Annotated in this window: 21 protein-coding genes; 11 read left to right on the top strand and 10 right to left on the bottom strand. The window is 48.0% G+C overall.

Going from position 1 to position 21,331, the window contains the following annotated elements; genetic code table 11:
- The first annotated feature begins 100 nt into the window (after positions 1–100).
- Positions 101–1,276 carry a proline dehydrogenase family protein gene (locus IPL32_15410; protein MBK8467205.1) on the top strand — a complete coding sequence of 392 codons (1,176 nt, stop codon included), beginning with the start codon at positions 101–103 and terminating at the stop codon, positions 1,274–1,276.
- A 23-nt stretch (positions 1,277–1,299) separates the two neighbouring features.
- Here IPL32_15410 and IPL32_15405 read toward each other — a convergent pair whose 3' ends face one another.
- Positions 1,300–1,659: a hypothetical protein gene (locus IPL32_15405; protein ID MBK8467204.1), complete on the bottom strand. Its 360-nt coding sequence runs from the start codon at positions 1,657–1,659 to the stop codon at positions 1,300–1,302.
- Positions 1,660–1,706: 47 nt separating this feature from the next.
- Between IPL32_15405 and IPL32_15400 the strand changes: the two genes are divergently transcribed.
- The 7 genes from IPL32_15400 (at position 1,707) to IPL32_15370 (ending at position 8,995) form a co-directional block, all read left to right on the top strand.
- A complete protein-coding gene (locus IPL32_15400) occupies positions 1,707–2,162 on the top strand; it encodes a nucleoside deaminase (GenBank protein ID MBK8467203.1) in 456 nt (151 codons plus the stop codon).
- A gap of 33 nt (positions 2,163–2,195) precedes the next feature.
- Positions 2,196–3,470: an acetyl-CoA hydrolase/transferase family protein gene (locus IPL32_15395; GenBank protein ID MBK8467202.1), complete on the top strand. Its 1,275-nt coding sequence runs from the start codon at positions 2,196–2,198 to the stop codon at positions 3,468–3,470.
- 65 nt (positions 3,471–3,535) lie between these two features.
- Positions 3,536–4,729, top strand: coding sequence for an acetyl-CoA C-acetyltransferase (locus tag IPL32_15390; GenBank protein ID MBK8467201.1), 1,194 nt, complete (start codon positions 3,536–3,538; stop codon positions 4,727–4,729).
- A 60-nt stretch (positions 4,730–4,789) separates the two neighbouring features.
- The gene (locus IPL32_15385) at positions 4,790–5,248 is read left to right on the top strand and encodes a hypothetical protein (GenBank protein MBK8467200.1); all 459 of its coding nucleotides are present in this window, start codon (positions 4,790–4,792) and stop codon (positions 5,246–5,248) included.
- A 138-nt stretch (positions 5,249–5,386) separates the two neighbouring features.
- The gene (locus tag IPL32_15380) at positions 5,387–6,235 is read left to right on the top strand and encodes a 3-hydroxybutyryl-CoA dehydrogenase (protein MBK8467199.1); all 849 of its coding nucleotides are present in this window, start codon (positions 5,387–5,389) and stop codon (positions 6,233–6,235) included.
- A 96-nt stretch (positions 6,236–6,331) separates the two neighbouring features.
- On the top strand, positions 6,332–8,086 hold the full coding sequence (locus IPL32_15375) for a UbiD family decarboxylase (protein ID MBK8467198.1): 1,755 nt from the start codon (positions 6,332–6,334) through the stop codon (positions 8,084–8,086).
- 33 nt (positions 8,087–8,119) lie between these two features.
- Positions 8,120–8,995, top strand: coding sequence for a metallophosphoesterase (locus IPL32_15370; protein ID MBK8467197.1), 876 nt, complete (start codon positions 8,120–8,122; stop codon positions 8,993–8,995).
- Positions 8,996–9,016: 21 nt separating this feature from the next.
- Here the strand turns inward: IPL32_15370 and IPL32_15365 are convergent, their stop codons facing one another.
- Genes IPL32_15365 through IPL32_15340 form a run of 6 tightly spaced genes read right to left on the bottom strand, consistent with a single transcriptional unit; the run spans position 9,017 to position 14,316 of the window.
- On the bottom strand, positions 9,017–10,273 hold the full coding sequence (locus IPL32_15365; GenBank protein MBK8467196.1) for an alkaline phosphatase family protein: 1,257 nt from the start codon (positions 10,271–10,273) through the stop codon (positions 9,017–9,019).
- Between the two features lie 28 nt (positions 10,274–10,301).
- Positions 10,302–11,561, bottom strand: a complete 1,260-nt coding sequence (locus IPL32_15360; protein MBK8467195.1) for a hypothetical protein — start codon at positions 11,559–11,561, stop codon at positions 10,302–10,304.
- A gap of 16 nt (positions 11,562–11,577) precedes the next feature.
- A complete protein-coding gene (locus IPL32_15355) occupies positions 11,578–12,036 on the bottom strand; it encodes an OsmC family protein (GenBank protein ID MBK8467194.1) in 459 nt (152 codons plus the stop codon).
- An 18-nt stretch (positions 12,037–12,054) separates the two neighbouring features.
- The gene (locus tag IPL32_15350) at positions 12,055–12,717 is read right to left on the bottom strand and encodes a tetratricopeptide repeat protein (protein ID MBK8467193.1); all 663 of its coding nucleotides are present in this window, start codon (positions 12,715–12,717) and stop codon (positions 12,055–12,057) included.
- A 9-nt stretch (positions 12,718–12,726) separates the two neighbouring features.
- Positions 12,727–14,037: an asparagine--tRNA ligase gene (asnS, locus tag IPL32_15345; protein MBK8467192.1), complete on the bottom strand. Its 1,311-nt coding sequence runs from the start codon at positions 14,035–14,037 to the stop codon at positions 12,727–12,729.
- 57 nt (positions 14,038–14,094) lie between these two features.
- Entirely contained in the window at positions 14,095–14,316 is a 222-nt protein-coding gene (locus IPL32_15340) for a hypothetical protein (protein ID MBK8467191.1), read from the bottom strand.
- A gap of 288 nt (positions 14,317–14,604) precedes the next feature.
- Here IPL32_15340 and IPL32_15335 point away from each other — a divergent pair, with 288 nt between their 5' ends.
- On the top strand, positions 14,605–16,437 hold the full coding sequence (locus IPL32_15335) for an ABC transporter ATP-binding protein (GenBank protein MBK8467190.1): 1,833 nt from the start codon (positions 14,605–14,607) through the stop codon (positions 16,435–16,437).
- 99 nt (positions 16,438–16,536) lie between these two features.
- A complete protein-coding gene (locus IPL32_15330; protein MBK8467189.1) occupies positions 16,537–16,968 on the top strand; it encodes a hypothetical protein in 432 nt (143 codons plus the stop codon).
- Here the strand turns inward: IPL32_15330 and IPL32_15325 are convergent.
- From IPL32_15325 to IPL32_15315, 3 genes are all read right to left on the bottom strand, one after another.
- Positions 16,965–17,654: a hypothetical protein gene (locus tag IPL32_15325; protein ID MBK8467188.1), complete on the bottom strand. Its 690-nt coding sequence runs from the start codon at positions 17,652–17,654 to the stop codon at positions 16,965–16,967. The two genes, IPL32_15330 and IPL32_15325, sit on opposite strands and share 4 nt — an antisense overlap.
- A 118-nt stretch (positions 17,655–17,772) precedes the next feature.
- Positions 17,773–18,729, bottom strand: a complete 957-nt coding sequence (locus IPL32_15320; protein MBK8467187.1) for a phosphotransferase — start codon at positions 18,727–18,729, stop codon at positions 17,773–17,775.
- A 69-nt stretch (positions 18,730–18,798) separates the two neighbouring features.
- On the bottom strand, positions 18,799–19,797 hold the full coding sequence (locus tag IPL32_15315) for an NDP-sugar synthase (GenBank protein ID MBK8467186.1): 999 nt from the start codon (positions 19,795–19,797) through the stop codon (positions 18,799–18,801).
- Between the two features lie 150 nt (positions 19,798–19,947).
- On the opposite strand from IPL32_15315, the gene IPL32_15310 reads away from it, so the two are divergent.
- Complete coding sequence (locus IPL32_15310; GenBank protein ID MBK8467185.1) at positions 19,948–21,315, top strand: MFS transporter; 1,368 nt, start codon at positions 19,948–19,950, stop codon at positions 21,313–21,315.
- Positions 21,316–21,331 lie beyond the last annotated feature (16 nt).

Genomic DNA, 21,331 nt, shown 5'->3' with positions numbered 1-21,331 from the left:
CAAGAATAATAAGGCAATTACATTCAAGACACAATTTGCCATTTTCATAGTTTGTGTTTTACTCTGCGTCTTTGAGTCTCTGTGGTAAAGTAACTTCTTTATGAGCGAATTCTCTCTGGATTTCCAAGATACAGCAACGGCATTTGCGGACAAATCCGATTCACAGCTAAACGAGAAGTACCGGCTGTTTAAAATGTTGAATTCGCCGTTCATGAATGCGGTCGGTTCAACGGCGGCAAGATTTGCTTTATCCATCGGATTGCCGGTCCAGGGATTGATCAAGGCAACGATCTTTGAGCAATTCTGCGGCGGCGAGACTATCGAGGAATGTGAGAAAGCGATTTCCAATCTCGGCCGTTCAAACGTTGGTACAATCCTCGATTATTCCGTCGAGGGCAAATCTACCGAGGAAGACTTTGACCAGACGAAGGATGAGATCATTCGCACAATAGAACGTGCAAAAAATGATCCTAATATTCCTTTTGCGGTTTTCAAGGTAACAGGAATCGCCCCTCTCGGCACATTGGAGCGTCTGAGCAATAAGAAAAAATTAGATGCCAAGAGTCAGGCAAAATGCGAACGCATACACAATCGCGTTGATGAGATATGTGAATATGCCTACTCTGCCGGCCAGCCGATTTTTATCGACGCTGAGGATTCGTGGATACAAGATGCAATTGATCGTCTTGCGATAGAGATGATGGAAAAATACAATCGTGAGCGACCTATCGTCTTTAACACGATTCAAATGTATAGAACCGACCGTTTGCAATATCTAAAAAACAGCCGGCGCCAGGCGAGGCTCGACGGCTATATCATGGCGGTCAAACTTGTTCGCGGCGCTTATATGGAAAAAGAACGCGATCGGGCCAGGGAAATGGGATATCCCTCACCTATACATGCAACGAAGGCGGACACCGATGCGGATTATAATGCCGCGATCGAATATTGTTTGCGTCATTTCCAAACTATGTCCTTCGTTGCCGCGACGCACAACGAGGACAGTACGAAATTTCTTGCCGAACAAATGCACGATCTCGAAATATCGTCAGATAATCCGAGCATATTTTTTTCTCAACTTTATGGCATGGGAGACAACATTTCTTATGTGCTGGCAGCAGGAGGTTATAACGTATCGAAATATGTTCCGTACGGCCCTGTGGCCGAATCTATCCCATATTTGATCCGCCGTGCGGAGGAAAATTCGTCGTCGGCGGGCCAGGTCAGTAGAGAACTCGAGATGATTGAACGGGAACTGAAACGCCGAAAAATATAAACATACTTAACCGCTGGTTAAGCTCATCGCAAGCCAAGCATCAAGCGCACGGAGCGATCGGACACTTCACGATCAAGATCACTTCTCCATTTATTCAGTGGTTCCACATCCTGATCGGTCAGCGGAACATTCGCTATTCTTGCAACTTGAGTACTCTCGAAAGCTCGATTTGTCAGAGCGATGTGTAGCTTGCTTATGGTTAGACGTTTGGGTTCGTTGGTACTCGCTTCCGCACTATCGACATCTGGAAAGAAATCGCTATATGCGGCAACATGCCAGACTTTGGTATTATCGAGCTCGTCCGTTGCAAGCATACGCAAAAGTGCAAAGCCACTTTCCAACTGAAAAACAAGAAAATCACCTGCCTGAAAATTCTGGGACATAAAACAAGATTAGCATACGACGAAGTTTGCTTATAAAATCGTAGTATATGAATGCCAATCTCGACAAAAATGCATTGCTCAATTTCGCCATCGAGGAAGCTCGAACAGGACTCGCTGAAGGCGGCGTCCCAATCGGTGCGGCTCTTTTTGATGCCGAAGGCAATCTATTAGGCCGCGGCCACAATCGGCGCGTGCAGGAAAGCGACCCGTCGATCCACGGCGAAACCGACGCATTTCGGAAAGCGGGCCGCCAGCGCAGCTACAAAAATACGATTATGGTCACAACGCTTGCCCCGTGTTGGTATTGCAGCGGCCTTGTGAGGCAATTCGGCATCGGTACCGTTATTGTCGGTGAATCGGTGACTTTTCGGGGCGGTATCGAATGGCTTCGCGAGAATGGCGTAGAAGTAATTGAAATTGATTCTACGGAGTGTAAGGAACTGCTCGGCGGATTTATTGCTGAACACCCCGAGATCTGGAATGAGGATATTGGAAAAGAATAAACTTAAACTCTAAACAAATAGCTCTTTAAAACCATGCCAAAGACAATCTCAGCGGACGAAGCCGTAAAAGCTATCAAGTCAGGCGACCGTGTATTCATCCATGGGGTAGCGGCTGCACCGGCAACTTTAATACAGGCAATGACCGATCGTGCCGATGAACTCCGCAATGTCGAGATCGTTCATTTGCACACTGAGGGTACTGCTCCGTATTCGGAACCGCGCTACACCGAAAGTTTTCACGTAAATGCTTTTTTTGTCGGTGCAAATGTTCGAAAGGCTGTGCAGGAAGGACGCGGCGATTACATTCCTGTTTTTCTGTCGGAAATACCGGCACTTTTTCGCAAAAACGTGCTGCCGCTGGATGTAGCTTTGATCCATGTTTCGCCGCCGGACAAACATGGTTTTTACTCGCTCGGTGTTTCGGTTGACATTGCCCGTGCTGCCGTTGAATGTGCTAAATACGTCATCGCCCAAGTAAATCCTCAGATGCCTAGGACTATCGGTGACGCCCTAGTTCGCCCCTGCGACATCGATGCTCTTGTAGAAGTCGATGAACCTCTCCCCGAAGCCCCGGCTCCCAAATTGACAGATATCGACAGCGCTATCGGACAACATATTTCAGGCATGATCGATGACGGTGCGACCCTGCAAATGGGTATAGGATCAATTCCCAATGCCGTGCTTTCGGCGATCACGGATCACCAGCATCTCGGGATCCATACCGAAATGTTTTCTGACGGCCTGATCGATCTCGTTGAACGCGGGGTCGTCACTGGTGAAAAGAAAAAAAAGCATCCCGGCAAGATCGTTGCCGGATTCGTAATGGGAACACGGCATGTCTATGATTTTATTGACGACAATCCTCAGGTCCTAATGCTTGATATCGCCTACGTCAACGACAGCGCAGTTATTCGCCGCAATCCAAAAGTGACCGCTATAAACAGCGCTATCGAGGTTGATCTGACAGGACAAGTCTGTGCTGATTCGATCGGAACATACCAGTATTCAGGCGTCGGCGGCCAAATGGATTTTATTCGCGGTGCTTCATTGTCCGAGGGAGGCAAGCCGATCATCGCATTGCCCTCTACCACCAAACGCGGCGATAGCAAGATCGTGCCTTTTTTGAAAGAGGGAGCGGGTGTTGTCTCGACTAGGGCACACATCCACTACATTGTCACGGAATATGGCGTTGCCAATCTTTACGGCAAAAATCTCCGCCAACGCGCGACAGAACTGATCCGCATCGCCCATCCCGACCATAGAGAGGCTCTGGAAATAGCGGCATTTGACCGGTTCAAATCGAATTGAATTTTGTTTGACGACTGTCAGTGATAGACTATTATTTTATTTAATTTCAATGGGAAACAACATTTATGTCTAATAATAAACAAGCAGTAATTATAAGCGCGGCAAGGACGCCGACAGGAAGATTTCAGGGACTATTAAAGGGCTTTTCAGCCCCAGATCTGGGAGCAATCGCTATCAGGGAAGCCGTCAAGCGAGCCGGCATTACGGGCGACAAGGTTGACGAGGTTATTATGGGTTGCGTTGTTCAGGCCGGAATCGGTCAGGCTCCGGCGAGGCAGGCGGCTTTGAAGGCTGATCTGCCGCCGGAAGTTTCGGCATTGACGATCAATATGGTTTGCGGCTCGGGTTTGCGTGCGGTTTCCTTGGCGTCGCAGGCAGTTCAGCTTGGCGATGCCGAATACGTCGTCGCGGGCGGGATGGAATCGATGTCGAATATTCCTTATGCGTTGCCGGGTGCTCGTGACGGTTATAAAATGGGCAATCAGACTGTCACCGATCTGATGATCCACGACGGTTTGTGGTGTCCGTTTGAGAATTGGCACATGGGCAACACAGGTGAACTCGTCGCCGAAAAATATCAGATCTCGCGTGAAGAGCAGGACGATTTTGCTTTTAACTCGCATAAAAAAGCTCACGAAGCACAGCAGGAAGGTCGGTTCAAAGATGAATTGGCTGCTATCGAAATTCCGCAAAAGAAAGGCGACCCTATTGTTTTGGATTACGACGAACCGGTGCGGCCCGAGACCACGGTTGAGAGTCTCGCCAAATTGCGTCCGGCTTTTAAGAAAGACGGCGGCACGGTTACGGCCGGTAATGCTCCAGGCGTCAACGATGGTGCCTCGGCCCTGGTCGTAACATCAGCAGAAAATGCAGCGAGTTTGGGCATTGAACCGCTCGGTCGCGTGGTAGCATCAGCTACTTCAGGCATCGAACCGAAACTCATAATGATGGCGCCGGTCAAAGGCGTTCAGAATGTGCTCGCGAAAGCCGGATGGGATATGAAGGACGTCGATCTTTTTGAGCTGAACGAAGCGTTCTCCGTGCAGGCACTTGGAGTAATGAAAGAACTCGGCCTCGATATGGAAAAGGTCAACGTCAACGGCGGAGCTGTCGCTCTCGGCCACGCTATCGGCAACTCTGGTGGACGTGTTTTGACCACGCTTCTTTACGAGATGAAACGACGCGGTGTAAAACGCGGCGTCGCGGCTCTTTGCTTAGGCGGCGGCAATTCGGTTGCCATGGCTGTTGAACGCGATTAGTTCGATTTTACGAACAAAATGGAAGTGTTTTCGTAGCTATTCTGGTGAGGGCTAACTCCTATGAATGCTCATGACAAAGCTCGATTACTCGGGCTATTCTTTTGGTTGTTTACAGCGTTTAATGTTCTGGTGGTCGGAATTATTGCGATCATTTATATTGCGTTGTTCGGGTTTATTTTTACTGCGACTCCACAAAAAGCAGGTGATCCGCCGCCAGAATTGATAATGGGCATTATCATGGCGGTTTTTATTTTTGTTCTGATCTTTACAGTTCTTTTCTCTGTGCCAAAGGTTGTTGCGGGATACGGGCTTCGAAAAAATAAACCATGGGCCCGAACATGGACGATCATCGCCTCGATCATGTGCTGCCTTTCATTTCCATTTGGAACTGCTATTGGCGTTTTCGGCCTGATCTTTCTTTTTAGTGATGACGGCAAGCGATATTTTGAGGACGCCGCATACAGAGACCAGTTGGCCGGAAGCAATGTTGCACCGCTGCCGCCAAATAGCTGGCAGTAATAGTGCTCCAGATCATCAGCAAATAGCGACTGGGATTAAGGGCGGCCGGAAGTTAATTCCGACCGCTCGTTTGTCTTGGTGCCGACTTTTCGATAGATTCTTATTTTGCTTTTAAACTTTAATTTGAGGAATTTATAAATGAATGAATTGATCGGTGTTATAGGTGCGGGAACGATGGGCAACGGTATTGCTCAAACAGCTGCAAGCGCAGGTTTTGACGTCGTGATTTGCGATGTAAACACAGAATTCGTCGAGCGTGGATTGGCGAATATCCGCAAGAGCCTTGATCGTTTTGTTAAGAAAGAAACAATGACTGAGGCTCAAAAATCAGATATTCTCGGTCGAATAACGACTACGACGAATCTCGATGATGTGAAAAACTGTTCGCTGATCGTCGAAGCCGCCTCGGAGAATTTCGAGATTAAAAAGGCGATATTTGAAAAGCTGGATCAAATTACTTCGCCGGATGCGATCCTGTCGTCAAACACGTCGTCTATTTCGATCACAAAGATCGCGGCTACTACAAAACGCCCCGACAAAGTTATCGGGATGCATTTCTTTAATCCGGTACCGCTTATGAAATTGGTTGAAGTCATCCGCGGAATTGCTACTTCGGATGAAACTTATGCCAAAATGAAGGGGCTGTCGGAAAAACTCGGCAAAGTTCCTGTCGAATGCAATGATTACCCGGGTTTTGTGTCAAACCGCGTGCTAATGCCGATGATAAACGAAGCCATTTTCGCCCTGCACGAAGGCGTCGCGACCAAAGAATCGATAGACGAGATAATGAAGCTCGGTATGAATCATCCAATGGGTCCATTGACACTCGCAGACTTCATTGGTTTAGACGTTTGCCTTGCAATACTTAATGTATTACATGAAGGCCTTGGCGACCCCAAATACCGTCCAAGTCCGCTACTCAAAAAGTACGTTGATGCCGGATGGCTCGGACGCAAGAGCGGCAAAGGATTTTACGATTACAATTAGTTTTTTGCCACAGAGGACACAGAGAACAGAGAAAATAGGTATTTTACCTCTGTGACCTCCGCGTCTCTGTGGCGTACTTTTTCTGGTCATTAAGGGATGCATCGAAACCTTCGTACATTTATTGAGTCTCTGAGAAATGAGGACGAGATTGTTGAAATCACGGCTGAAGTTGACCCGTATCTTGAGATATCCGAGATCCATCGCCGCGTGATCGATAGTCAGGGTAGGGCTTTGCTTTTTAACAATGTAAAAGGATCTGCATTTCCTGTTGTTACAAACCTATTCGGGACGAACAAACGCATCGATCTGGCATTTGGTAAAAAACCGTTGGAGTTTGTCCGTCGAGCGGTGGAAGCAGCCGAAAATCTATTACCACCGAAACTGAACAAGCTCTGGGAATATCGTGACCTAGCATTTTCTGCTCTTAAGTTCGGCACAAAAGCCACGCAAAACGCTCCGGTACTCGAAAACAGACAATCAGCCGTCAATCTCGAGAAATTGCCTTTTTTACAGCTCTGGCACGAAGACGGTGGACATTTCAACACGCTTCCGCTTGTTTATACCGAGAGTCCGACTGACAGTAAGCACAATCTTGGGATGTACCGGATGCAGCGTTACGACGCGACTTCGACCGGTATGCATTGGCAGATCGGCAAGGGCGGCGGCTTTCATTATTTTGAGGCTGAGAAGCAAAATAAAACCTTGCCAGTCACGGTCTTTCTCGGCGGAGCTCCGGCGATGATCCTTGCGGCGGTCGCTCCATTGCCCGAAGGTCTGCCAGAATTAATGCTTGCTTCGCTGCTAGCAGACGGCAAGATTGAAACTTCTGCAAATCCTCTAGGTGCTGATCGGCATCGTTTAATTGCTGAAGCCGAATTCGCGATCTGCGGTCACGTCCAACCTCACGAACGTCGTCCAGAAGGCCCTTTCGGCGATCATTATGGTTATTATTCGCTAGTACACGATTATCCAGTCTTTCACGCCGACGCCGTATTTCATCGCAAAGACGCGATCTTTCCCGCGACGGTTGTAGGTAAGCCTCGTCAGGAGGATTTTTTTATCGGCGATTATTTGCAAGATCTGCTTTCGCCGCTGTTTCCGCTGGTGATGCCTGCGGTTCGCGACCTGTGGAGTTACGGCGAGACCGGTTTTCATTCGCTTGCGGCTGCTGTTGTAAGAGAACGTTATGCACGTGAAGCCTTATCCGCGGGTTTCCGCATCCTTGGCGAAGGCCAGTTGACACTAACCAAGTTTCTGCTGCTGACCGATACGCCGCTAGACCTTCGTGACTTCAGATCGCTCTTTGAACACATCCTTGCCCGAGCTGATTGGCAGCGCGATCTGTTTATCTTCAGCCAAACAGCGTTCGACACATTAGATTACGCAAGCGGCAAGATCAATCACGGCAGTAAGGCCATCTTGATGGGTTTAGGAAAGGCAAAAAGAGAATTGAAGCGTGAATTTCACAGCGAACTTCCATCTGGCATTAAGCATGTCAAACCATTCTGCGGCGGCTGTCTCGTCGTCGAAGGTGAAACATACGAAAACGACAAAGATCTTGCCGACCATATTGCAAGATCAGGTAACTTCGACGATTGGCAGGTCGTGGTCGTTCACGATGATGCTAACTATGCGAGATCGACGGAACAATTTCTATGGGCAACCTGGACACGGTTTAATCCGGCAACCGACATCTTTGCAAAAGAAATAACGACCAGGAATAATCACATTGGCTATACTTCACCGATAGTCATAGATGCTCGAATGAAACCGTGGTATCCCAAAGAGGTCGAGGCTCGCGAGGATATCGTTGAGTTGGTAGATTCACGGTGGGGTGATTATTTTTGTTAGATTTCACCACAAAGTCACAAAGGACACAAAGAAATGAAAAATAAGATCCTTTACGGTTTTGTGATAATCAGCTTTGTCTCTCTGTGGTGTCTAGCATATTCATATTTCATCGAACCCAACCGTCTTGTCGTCACTTCTGAAACTTTGAAGATCAAGAACTGGAATCCTGCTTTCGACGGCTTAAAGATAGTCATGTTGGGAGACCTTCATGGCGGCTCGCATGGCGTTACTGAGGAAAAGATTCGCGCGATTGTCTTAAAGATTAATGAGCAAGACCCTGACGTTGTCGTTATGCTCGGCGATTATGTTTCGGAATGGAGCGACGGTAGTCTAAAAATGCCGGTAGAAACTATTGCCGCAAATTTGGCCGGCATAAACGCAACTTACGGCGTATTTGCAGTGCTCGGCAATCATGATGGCGACTATGATGATGATCGAGTAGCCGCGGCCTTAAGTGGCAACGGTTACAAAGTCCTTCAAAACGAAGTTGCACCCATTGAAAAAAATGGACAGCGAATACGCATCTTTGGAATGAAAGACCATTTGAAATTGGCCGGCGGATGGCTGCGAATTTCAGCCGACTCAAAAAAATATTTAAGCACGACAGGTTCAGGCGATATGATCGTTCTTCAACACAGCCCTGACATTTTGCCAGTTATCGCGGGCGAATACTCGGTCTCACCTGATCTGCGGCTCATCCTCGCCGCTCATACTCATGGCGGACAAGTTTGGTTTCCTATCTTAGGAAGAATGGTCGTGCCTTCAGGCTTTGGTCAGAAATACGCTTACGGTCACGTACTCGATAAAGGCGTAGATATGTTCGTAACAAGCGGCATCGGCTCAAGCGTGCTGCCATTTAGATTTATGGTCCCGCCTGAAATAGTTTCGCTCACCATCAGATCAGAATAAATTTTCAAGTAGCAAAACGAGCTATCGCAGTATCGCTTTAACTCTATCTAAATCTCCGTCATTTTTTGCAGGCTTAAGCTTTAAAAGCTTACACATCACGTTATAAACCTCGATATTTTCAAACGGCTCCGAGAGATAACCTTTCTTAAAAGCTGGGCCGTGGGCAATGAATGTTGCCTGCATTTCCTGATAGCGATTATCATGTCCATGCCCGCCGCGCGGCCGTTCGGGGTCGCCTTTATCCTTCACATAATCATCATACCGCTCGTGCGTTGTGACAATATAACCTGGATCAGTAGAGCAAACTATCGGAGCGATTCGGCGGCCTTCGTTGTAGTGAAGCCTTGCCGGAATTTCCTCTTTTTTCCAACACGTAGCATGCGGCATGGCTTTGAGTCGGGAGTAGATGTAATCGAGCCTACCGGGCTTCGGGAATATCTGGTTGATCTCGTGCGTGTAAAGCACCTTTTCCGCATCATCTTCGATACTAAAATAATCATCGAGAAAAGATGCTTTTCTAATATCGACCGCAGCCATTCCATGATCGGAAACGATGATGACATTTACCTTTTTATCGACACCGCGAGATTTTAATCCTGCCATGAGACGCGATATATAACGGTCATCATTAAGCACAGCATATTTCAATTCTTCGGAATCAGGACTAAATTCATGCCCTGCGTCGTCCGTATCGCTGAAATACATTGTGATCATCGTCGGACGTTTGTCAGCCGGAAGATCGAGCCACTCAAGCACTTTATCAACACGCATTTCCGGCGGCACTTTACCGTTGTATGCACGCCAGTAATCGGGATGCATGTTCATCACAGGAGCCTCTGATCCGACATAAAAATACGACGCCGCGATCTGTCCCTGTTTTCGCGCCGTCACCCATATCGGTTCGCCCCACCACCAACGCTGCTCCTGCACCTTGTCGCGGTCGTGGATCATAAATACTTCGCCGAAGTCATAAACGTTGTTCTCGACGATGCCATGATGCTCAGGATAGAGTCCGGTTGCGATCGTGTAATGATTTGGAAATGTTTTGGTTGGGAACGATGGGATCATCCATTTCGCTCGCACACCATTTTTTGCAAGAGCGTTGAGCGTCGGAGGTTGATATTTGTCCAGATAATCGTAACGAAACCCGTCAAGTGATATAAGGATAACCGTTGATTTGAGATCTTTGATCGTCTGCTGTGCGACGTTCGAAGTAGCATTGCCCGCAACCAGCAAGAGGAACATCAAAAGAAAACGTATAGCTCCGAATGTGTTCATATATTAACTTCTGTAACAAATTTTCGATTTAGCGTGTGTCGCCGACTCGGTCAAAGCCCCCATCAAAGAACGCTCGCGCTTTTGAGATCGCAGGAGCGATGCCGGTTAAATGATTGAAGGTCGAAGGGATCATTACCTTCCGCATGGTACGCTCCGAGACTCCCCGCCGCCGCATTGATGAATAGGCTTTCTCAGTATTCTCAGGACTGACAACAAAGTCTTTATCAACATAGATCATCAGCATCTCACTCTCAGGCTTCCAATCATAAACATCGTTTTCTTGGAGCATTCTCACAAATGGATTGGTCTTGCGGTTTTCTTTCATATCTTTAAGGAATGCCGGCTGTAGAACATTCGACAATCGATTCTTCGACCGCATTAGAGCCGTCGTAATACCTATATTCTTGATTACGCCTTCGTCGGTCGGGCTAAGACGATAGTTGACACCGAGAGCGTTCGCAAGGGCTTGTTTGTAGAAGGTGTTGAGTTTCACACCTTTCTCCTTATTTAAATAATTTGTGGCATAGGACATTAAATAAAGCCTGAGAACGAAACCGGTTTGCTCACCGGTTTCCTGCAGCATGAACTCACGTGTTGTTCCAGAAAGATCGTACGGCCCACTGGCGGGAGCACTTCGCGTTACCCTAAACTCGTCATTCGTATATGACTGCAATTGTTGCGTAAGCGCCATTGCAACACCACCGCCTTCGCTATAGCCGGTGATGTAAAGTTCCTTACCTATCCTGTAGTTCTTCTGAACCGCAAATGATCGAGCCGCCGATATCATATCAATTCCTGACCGTGCATTTACACGGCTGAGCGGATATGGATGAGCGGCTTTGTGATCTCCGAGCCCGAGATAATCTGGCAAGATCACCGCGTAACCACCTGTCGCAAAGCCGGTGATCGCCTCGATCGTTTCAGGCGCCTCACCTTTTCCTTTGAACTTTGACGGCGAACGATCGCGGTCGACAGTTGTCCCGTGACAATATACAACTAAACCTTTCGGCGCACCGCCAACCGGCCACGCGACAAGCCCGGTGAGATTTACTTTCTTATTGCTTACGTTTAGCGAAGTATAGGTCACCTTATGCAGCTCAACATCGGTCAAAGTCGTCGGAACAGAATAACTGCCAAAGGCCTTTTCCATTCGCTCGTTCAATTCAGCAGCCAACATCGTGCCGTTTAGCGACGACGAAACTAATGATTGGCCTGAAACAAACGTAAAAGCTACTGCAAAAATAGCTGCTACAAGAAGCATTCTGAATGTAGTAGGTGCTCTCAACATAAAAACCTTCTTATTATCAGTTTTTGACGATCACGTCAGATTTGATCGAGTTAGCAATGTAACACTGCTCGTGGGCGTGTCGATGAAGATCGGTGAGCTGTTCCGCCGAAGGCTCGTCGCCGATCCAAACGATCTGCGGGTTGAGCGTGATCTTTGAGACCCATTGACTTCCGCTTTCCGTCGCAGCCATCTCACCAACTGCATTGTCGGTGTATGATTCGATGTTAAATCCAGCCTTTGCCGCGAGCCACAGAAAGGTAAGCATATGACACGACGAGGCCGACGCAACTAAAGCTTCTTCCGGATCAACCGCCGCCTCAACCGAAAACGGAACCCGCACCGCATGAGGCGACGAACTCGCCGGCACAGTCACTCCGCCATCAAACGACCACTCGTGACCCCGCGTGTAATGATTCTTCGAAAACGTTTCCGGCGAGTCAGTTTTCCACGAAATCTTAACTGTGTATGTTGACATGATTCCACTTACCTTTCGCTACGGCTTCTCACGCTCAATTTGTTGCAGCATTTGCTGGGCATCAGCGTCCTTCGGATTGATCGCGAGCAATTTCTTTAATAACGCCTTAGCCTCGGAAAACTGTTTCAAATTCGCATGCATTGCGGCCGCACTAAAAATTCCATTCTCAAATTTCGGATCTAGTTCAAAAGATTTTTTATACAAGTCCAATGCCTTCTTAAAGTCACGTTGGTTCTCAGCGACAACACCTAAACTATAAATCGGTAGTGGGTCTTTAGGAGCGATGTCCGCCGCTTTCTGAAAAGCCTTTATTGCTGCATCAAATTTGTCCTGCATTGCAAGACCGTTGCCTAGATTTATATACGCCTTCCAATATCTCGGGCTTGTATCAATCGCCTTTTGCGCCCAGATAGCTTCTTGTTCAGCATCTCCTTGTTTCCCATATATCCCCGCAATCGTATTCATTGCCGCGAAATCTTTCGGTTCAAGCTTTAAAATTTCCTTGTATTTATCGATCGCGCTAACAAGCATCATCGCATCTTCAAGCTTTATAGCCTGCTTGATCAGTTCAACCGCCTTAGGATTCTTTTCTGAAGGAGATACCGGCTCAGTTTGGGCGGAAACAGATATACAGAAAAGGGCAATTATGACAGTCGTGAACAATTGCAATCTAGTTTTCATATTTTCTCCTTAGGGTTTCAATCGATACAACATCCTTGGAAACGGAATTGTCTCGCGGACGTGTTCGATGCCGGCCATCCAGGCGGTGCAGCGTTCGATGCCCATTCCGAAGCCGGCGTGCGGGACGCTGCCGTAGCGGCGGAGGTCGAGATACCATTCGAAGGTTGCCTGGTCGAGCCCATGATGTTTAAGCTGCTCGATCAAGTAATCGAGGTTCGAGGCACGTTCGCCGCCGCCGATGATCTCGCCGTAGCCTTCGGGAGCGAGCAGGTCGATGCCGAGGGCACATTCGGGGCGATCTTTGTCCACCTCAAAGTAAAATCCTTTGATCGCGGCAGGGAAGTGATGGACAAAAACCGGCTTGCCGTGCTGCGTCGATAGATATGTCTCGTCCGGCGATCCAAAATCGCCGCCCCATTCGAAATTGTTCTCCAACTCGCCTTTTGCGTGGCCTTCCTGGAGCATCTTGACGGCGTCATCGTAATGCAGACGCGGGAACGGCGAATTGATGGCTTCGAGGACTGTCGTATCACGTTCGAGCGTTTTCAGCTCTTCCTGACGATCAGTTAAAACTCGTTCGACGATAGAGAGGATCATCTCTTCGCCGAGATCCATCATGTCTTCGTAACCGGCGTACGCGACCTCAGGCTCGACCATCCAGAACTCTGTCAGGTGACGACGCGTCTTCGATTTTTCCGCACGAAACGTCGGCCCAAAAGCATAAGACTTACCAAAAGCCGCCGCCGTGGCTTCGTTATAAAGCTGACCCGATTGCGTCAAATATGCCTTCGCGTCGTCAAAATAATCAACCTCAAACAGCGTCGTCGTGCCTTCGCACGCGGCCGGTGTAAAGATCGGCGTATCAGCGAGCGTAAACCCTCTGTTGTCAAAGAAATCACGAACTGCCTTGATGACCGTATGACGAATTTTCAAAACCGCGTGCTGCTTTTTCGAGCGTATCCACAGATGTCGATTGTCCATCAGGAACTCGGTGCCGTGCTCTTTTGGAGTGATCGGGTAATCGTGGACGTTTTGCAGGACCTCGAGAGCGGTCACGTCAAGCTCGACGCCCAGCGACGAACGCGTGTCTTCTTTAACCATACCGGTAACGATGATCGAGCTTTCCTGCCCAAGCGAATCGGCAACATCATACAACGCCTCGTCGTTAGGCTTAAACACGACACACTGAACAATGCCCGTGCCGTCGCGAAGCTGCAAAAAAACGAGCTTGCCGCTCGAACGTTTGTTATAGAGCCACCCTTTAAGCGTGACCGATTCGCCAATGTGGCCCTTCAATTGATTAATGTATGTTTGCTTCATATTAGATAAAAGGAAATTCTAAATGAAAGCCGCTAAACAAACAAAAGCAACCTCAAACTACCTATGACCGAACGGACCCCGCCTTGTGGCAGAAGCAAGCGGCTCGCGAACCGGCCGAGTTGTTTCACGCTGCTCTTGCTTTGCGATCAGTAGCCGCCGATCGGCGCGTGCCAACTCCCTAAAGTAGTCGCTGACCGACGAAAAACCGCCATTCCGAACCCGCCAGCGGGCAAAATCTTCGAGCGTTTTAGGTACCGAAATTGTTAATCTTGAGATCATATTTTTCTCCTTTTTCATACTTATTCATACTTATTCATACTTGTTCATACCGTGGGATAGGCTTGGGACAGCCAAGCTATTGTAAATACGTGTTTTAGCAGTTTTGTCCCACTGTCCCAGTGTCCCAGTCTTTTTTCAATGCGTTTTTTGCGGAGCTATCGCATTAGCAAAATTTGCCTTTGATGACCGTATCATAAAATTGCGTGGTTCGCAATATGTCTTATATGTGCAACACCTTTAATGTAGGTTGACATATGTTGCTGCGGTCATCAGACTTAGAAAAAGACTATGGCGGAAGAAGTAAAGAAAAAGAAAATCGATTATTCGAGCGCATGGGCCGAGGCGAGAAAGCTGATATGGAATGCTCGCTGGCGGCTGCTTTTAGGAAGCGTTTTGATGCTGATTTCGCGGCTTGCCGGAATGGTTTTGCCCGCCTCGACCAAATTCATTGGCGACGAGGTTTTCACAAATGAACGCTATGATCTAATCAAATGGATCGCGCTTGCTATCGGTGTATCGACGCTTATCCAAGGCGTCACGTCGTTCGCTCTGTCGCAGATATTGGGCGTTGCGGCGCAGCTTGCGATCACCAATATGCGGATGCGCGTTCAACGGCATATTGAGCGTTTACCGATCTCGTATTTTGATTCGACGCAGAGCGGGCAATTGATCTCGCGGATCATGAACGATGCCGAAGGCATTCGTAATCTCGTCGGCACAGGTCTCGGCCAAATTCTTGGCAGCCTTGTCACGGCGACGATCGCGATCGGCGTGTTGTTTTACATTAATTGGCAGTTGACGACGGCGACGCTCGTTGTGCTTCTCATCTTTGGCGGAGCGTTGATGTATGCGTTTAGCGTTCTGCGTCCTGTGTTTCGCGAGCGAAATGTTATCAACGGAGAAGTTACCGGCCGGCTTGGCGAATCTCTCGGCGGCATCCGCATTGTTAAAGCATACACTGCCGAGAAGCGTGAGGAATTGTCATTCGCACGCGGTGCTCACAAGTTGTTTCGCAACGTCGCAAAAACTGTAACGGGCGTATCAGCGATATCGTCATTCTCATCTGTCATCATAGGTGCCATCGCCGTAGTGATGATTGTCATCGGAGGCAACGCCGTACAAGGAAATACGATGACGCTTGGCGATTTTCTGATGTATATTTCGTTTACGTTTCTGCTTGCGATGCCGGTGATCGAACTAACCTCGATCGGCACACAGATCACCGAAGCTCTCGCCGGACTCGACCGCATTCGCGAAGTAATGTCGATGACGACCGAGGACGACGCTGACTCGGGTAAAGAAGCTCTGCCCGATATCAAGGGCACGATCGATTTTGAGGACGTTCATTTCGAGTACGACGAAGGCGTGCCGGTGCTAAAAGGAGTTGCATTTCATGCGAAAGCCGGTGCGACGACGGCTTTGGTTGGTTCCAGCGGTTCGGGAAAATCAACGATCCTTAGTTTGGTTTTAAATTTTATTCAGCCAACTACAGGTGTTATTAAGATCGATGGTAAAGATCTCCAGAAAGTCAAATTACGAGATTATCGAAGGCATCTCGGCGTTGTGCTTCAGGATAACTTTCTGTTCGACGGAACGATCCTTGAGAATATCCGTTTTTCAAATCCTGAGGCCAATTTCGATACGATCAAAGACGTTTGTAAGATCGCTAACGCGGATGAATTTATCGAGAAATTCCCTAATGGCTACGACACCATCGTCGGCGAACGCGGCGTAAAACTTTCCGGCGGCCAGCGGCAGAGGATTGCCATCGCCAGGGCTTTGCTTGCAAATCCGCGCATCCTGATCCTCGACGAAGCGACATCAAGCCTCGACAGCGAATCCGAGGCACTGATCCAGGAAGGCTTGCTCCGTTTGAGACAAGGGCGGACGACATTCGTCATCGCCCATCGGCTTTCAACAATTCGCAGTGCCGATCAGATCCTTGTCGTCGAAGCGGGTGAGATACTCGAACGCGGCAGTCATGATGAACTCATCGCTCTCGACGGCCGTTACAAACAGCTTTACGATAAGCAGTATCGTTTTGAGCAGAATCTATTCGTCAATCCCGGCGAAGATTTTACCGGCAAACCGCCGGAGGCATTGGCACAGACAAAACTATAGCGGGCGGAAACGCGAGTGTGAACGAGGGTGCCCATTGCAGGTCCGCACACTCGTTTACACTCGCGTTTCTACCCGTAGAATTACAGGAGACTTTACCTAATGACAGATCAAAATTACTCAAATCACACACGCTGGTATCCACTGTTCCATTTTGTCGTGATGCCCCTGCTCACGCTCAATTTTCTTTCGCATCTTTTTCGTTTTTTTATGACTCCGAGTTGGGGCCTGGCATTCTGGACCATCCTCGGCATCGCTCTTATCCTTATGGCTTTTGTATCGCGTCTACAAGCCTTGAAAGCTCAAGATCGGGTCATCCGGCTTGAGGAAAGGATGCGATATCGGGATGTGCTTTCGCCGGAGTTGGCGAAACGCGCTAACGATCTTCGAGCTGGTCAGATCATCGCACTTAGGTTTGCTTCAGATGAAGAGTTGTCCGGTTTGGTCGAACGTACGCTGAACGGTGAATTTGCAAAACCGAAAGAGATCAAGCAGGCGATCAAGAATTGGCGCGGCGACAATTTCCGTGTCTAACGCGGACATGGTTTCTTAATACTAACGAGGTAAATATTTTTCCATCTGTCGAATCTGATCACTTGATTTGGTGAAGTAGTAGCACTCGAACTGGGTGCCTCAATAATTTTACCTTTGCCGCCGTTTTCGGCTTCCTCACGAGTGGTGATTTGAAGGACTCCCTCGCCAAAGACTGAAAGCGAAAGCTGCGACAGTTCTGAATCGTCGAATCCCAAATAAAGTACATTTTCGTCATACGAAACACCTATAGGAATCGATCGAAAAGGAATTCGCCATTTTCTTTTTATTGTCGTTTTATCTTTAGAATCAAGCAATACGGCCTCATTTGAGTAAAAATTGGATGGTAATTGAAACTTAATATTTCTCCCCTCGACGACCGTAACAAAAGCCTTGTCAGTGATCTCCAATATTGGCAATTCAATATAGCAACCGCCACATTCCGCAGCAGTAATATGCGGTTCCGGCAGGACAAGTGAGGCTCCCTCCGCATCGACAGATTTCAAAGTAGCTCCGAGCTTGATGGGAACGTTTGGATCCTTTTGTTGGTCTTTTAGATTTTTTATCTTTTCGCAAGTGGCAGCATCGAATGAGATCACAAAACCGATTCCGTTTTTCTCAAGCAGCCTGTTAGCCGCTTCTGCAAACTCTTGTGAGGTTAACTTTGGATTAGCTGTCTTCAACGCCATTATTTGGTCAATAACCGTTGATTTCCGGACCGAAAACGCCGATATTTTCACTTGTTGGCCGAATATCACAGCCGAAAGCCCGGTAAAAACTAATAACACTAGGACTAATCCAGATAATTTATTTCTCATCGATCTGCTCCATAAGTATTTCTTTTAATACTGGAAAACGTCCGATGTTGATCGCTCCGCGAATAGAGATGCCAAACATCGGCTTGATAAATGGAATGAAATGCTTCTTGCCGCGTACGGCGGATTGATAGGAAAAAGTGCCGGCGGCCTTGAGGCATCGTTGTATGGTTTGCAAGCGGAATTCGTAGGCAAATTCGTCCTCATCGATCTTTGGCAATCCGAGACGCCGCCGCACGTCGAGGAAATATGCCCGTTTATCCGCGAGCCATTCTGGCGAAGGAAGCTCCGTTATCCTATCAAGCAAAAGCGACACCAGATCGTATGCCGGTGAACCGATTCGCGCGTCTTGATGGTCGATGATCCGCATTCGGTCTTCCTTGTCGATCATCAGATTTGCCAGATGAAAATCGCGGTGGCAAAGGACCGACGCATACGATTCAAGCTCGACCGCAAGTTCATGAAACTCAGCCGACAGGCTCGCATCATCTTCGGCGGAAAGGGGCTTATTCAGGAACGTTTCAAAATAATGCGTTTTGAAATAATTCAATTCCCATTCGAGCTTTTCCGTATCAAATTTGAGTCGTGATGCGACTGAATTGATTTGAAAGGCTTTTGGAGTTAGCAATTGAACTCTGGCGATAAGAGAGATCGCTTCGTTACGAAGACGTTTTCGTCTTTCCGCATCTGCCGTACTGATAACATCGCGCAAAATGATGTCGCCGAGATCCTCCTGAATAATAATGCCTTGTTTGCCGTCGAAATCGAGTATCTCAGCGACCGGCAACCCGCCCGCGAGAAAAAGCGTGGTGACGTCGAGATATGTTCGAGCAGCTTCTTCAAAAGGCTCGGGGTAAACACACGCTATTGCACTCTTGCCCTTCCATTCAGTACGAAAATAATCACGGGTTGATGCATCGGCAGTTAGCACCGTAACTTCCGTTGGCAAATTTCGTGAGACTAGGAATTGTTGAAGCCTTGTTAGATGGTCCGACATTTATGAGTGTAAAAATCAAGTTCAGTTTAATGGAACGATATAGTTTTCACCCTGAATATATCCCCTCAAGGCCTTTTTTGGAATATCTTTGCAGCTGCGGACACTATCTGCCCGGACGATCGCAGCGTTTTCAAAATGCTCACCCGCACTGATCGTGACACCGTCAGCAATAATAGTTCGATAAAGAACTGCTCCGTCACCTACCGTTACGTCATCCCAAATCACAGAATTCTTAATGTTCGCTGAACCCGACAATTGACAATGTCTGCCAACATGCACGTCGCTGCCGTTCATCATCGCAAGTGAAATATCGAGATACCGTGGAATCGTTGAAAGTTCGAACCAGTGAGCATCGGTGATATGAGCAGCGATCTTCTCACCTTTTCGCAAAGCCGGATTGTAAAAAGTCGGCACGATATCGGAGTAAATGCCTCGAGGAATATAGTCAAAAACGCGCGGTTCAAGAATATGGATTCCTGTAAACATCAACAGATTTCGTGCTGTCCATTTTGGATCGCGTATCTCGTCTTCAGTCAACGGCGGAGCATCATCGCCAAAACCTGTAACGTAGCCATCGAGCTCTTCGACAATGGTAAATTTCTCCCGTTTAAGGTTTGGCTTCAACACCATGGTCGCGATCGCACCCGATCGTTTATGGGTTTCAACGGCTGCTCCGATATCGATGTCAGTGATTATCTTGCCATTTATGATCAGGAAAGTACCATCTTCGAGAAATTGGCGGGCGTTGTCGAGAGCTCCTGCGGTTCCCAGAATGTTGGGTTCCTCGCGAGTATAATCTATGTGAACTCCAAAGTCGCTGCCGTCACCCAGTGCGTCGATAACGGAGTCAGGCTGATGATGCAGATTGACAACGAAATCCTTGATACCATATCCCGCGACGTACTCGGCAACATAGCCGACAAGCGGCTTCCCCAGAAAAGGAATCGCCGGCTTGGTGCGGTCTATCGTTAATGGAAAGAGCCGCGTGCCAAAGCCGGCGGCTAGGATCATGGCCTTCATATCGTCGAGAGTTCCGAAACTAGATGATACGGGAACACGGAATCGTTTTACAATCGGTGACCTAAAAACATATTACAGTCGCATCGATAGCGATAGACAATTCGGGTGCTCTGCTTTATTGTGAACGGGTAGGAACGATAAGCAAATACAATGGATTCATCTGTAACGGGGAAAAATGATCGAAGGGAGATCTTTGGCTGGCTCACTTATGACTGGGCAAATTCGGCCTTCTACACGACCGTTGTCACTGTTCTTGCCGGCCCGTATCTGACCGCTCTTGCTCAAGATGATGTCGGGAAGGCGGGAGTGGTTCTTCAACTTGGGCCGTTTGGTTCGATAACCTCGGACAATCTTTTTACTTCGACCCTCGGAGCATCGATATTCCTCCAGATCTTTCTGTTGCCGATGCTCGGATCGATCGCCGATTTCACGCCGTACAAAAAAAAGATGATGGCATTTTTTTGCTATATCGGTGTGCTAGCAAGCTCGTTATTGTTCTTTGTCTCCGGGACAAATTATCTCTGGGGCTGTCTTTTCCTGCTTATTTCAAATATCTGCTTTGCCGCGTCGAATGTTTTTTACAATTCGTTCCTCGTCGACCTAACGACTGAAGATAAACGAGACAAGATCAGCAGTTACGGATATGCGTCGGGTTATCTGGGCGGCTTGGTAATGCTTTTCGTGAACCTGGCGATGATCAACTTTGCTCCGTCTTTTGGGGTGGATAAAGGAACGGCCGTTCGAGTCTCAATGCTTGTTGCGTCGATCTGGTGGGGAGTTTTTGCTGCGCTCACTTTCACACTCGTAAAATCGAGGCATCCCGAACAGGATGCAAAAGGCAGGAGCCTTGTCACCGTTGGTTTTATAGAGCTGTTGAGAACACTTCGTGAACTCGCCGGCCTGAAATACACTTTGCTTTTTCTCGCCGGATATCTACTGTATAACGACGGCGTTCAGACCGTTATTCTTAATTCCTCGATATTTCTTTCTCAGGAACTATTTATTTCAAAGGGACTAGAGAGCGATCCAACTTTTCTATTGATGATATTCGTGATTGCACAAGTGTGTGCTTTGATCGGAGCACTTGCTTTCGAACGGCTGTCGCGTGTGATCGGCACAAAAAGAACGATCATCGCTTGTCTGGCTATCTGGTCGGGAATAGTGATCTTTGCATACGGATTTCTACAATCGACATTTCAGGCTCAGATAATGGCGGCGTTTATTGGCTTGGTTTTAGGGCCAACGCAAGCTCTATCGCGTTCGCTATTCTCGCAAATGATCCCAAAATCACGCGAGTCGGCATTCTTCGGCCTATACGAGATATCTGAAAAAGGTACTTCGTGGATCGGAAATCTGGTGTTCGCAGTAGTTGTCGGCACGACGGGCTCGTATCGGCAGGCGATTTTGGCCTTGATCGTATTCTTCGTTGCGGGAATGATTATTCTATTGATCACCAACACTACCAAAGCTATACACGCAGCAGGAAACCTGACTCCCGAAGAGGTAACAGGCAAATGATCGATTGGAAATGGAA

The sequence above is a fragment of the Chloracidobacterium sp. genome (assembly GCA_016711345.1).
Classification (GTDB): domain Bacteria; phylum Acidobacteriota; class Blastocatellia; order Pyrinomonadales; family Pyrinomonadaceae; genus OLB17.
Note: the sequence above shows the minus strand (reverse complement) of the source record. Positions and strands in the feature narration are given on the sequence as shown.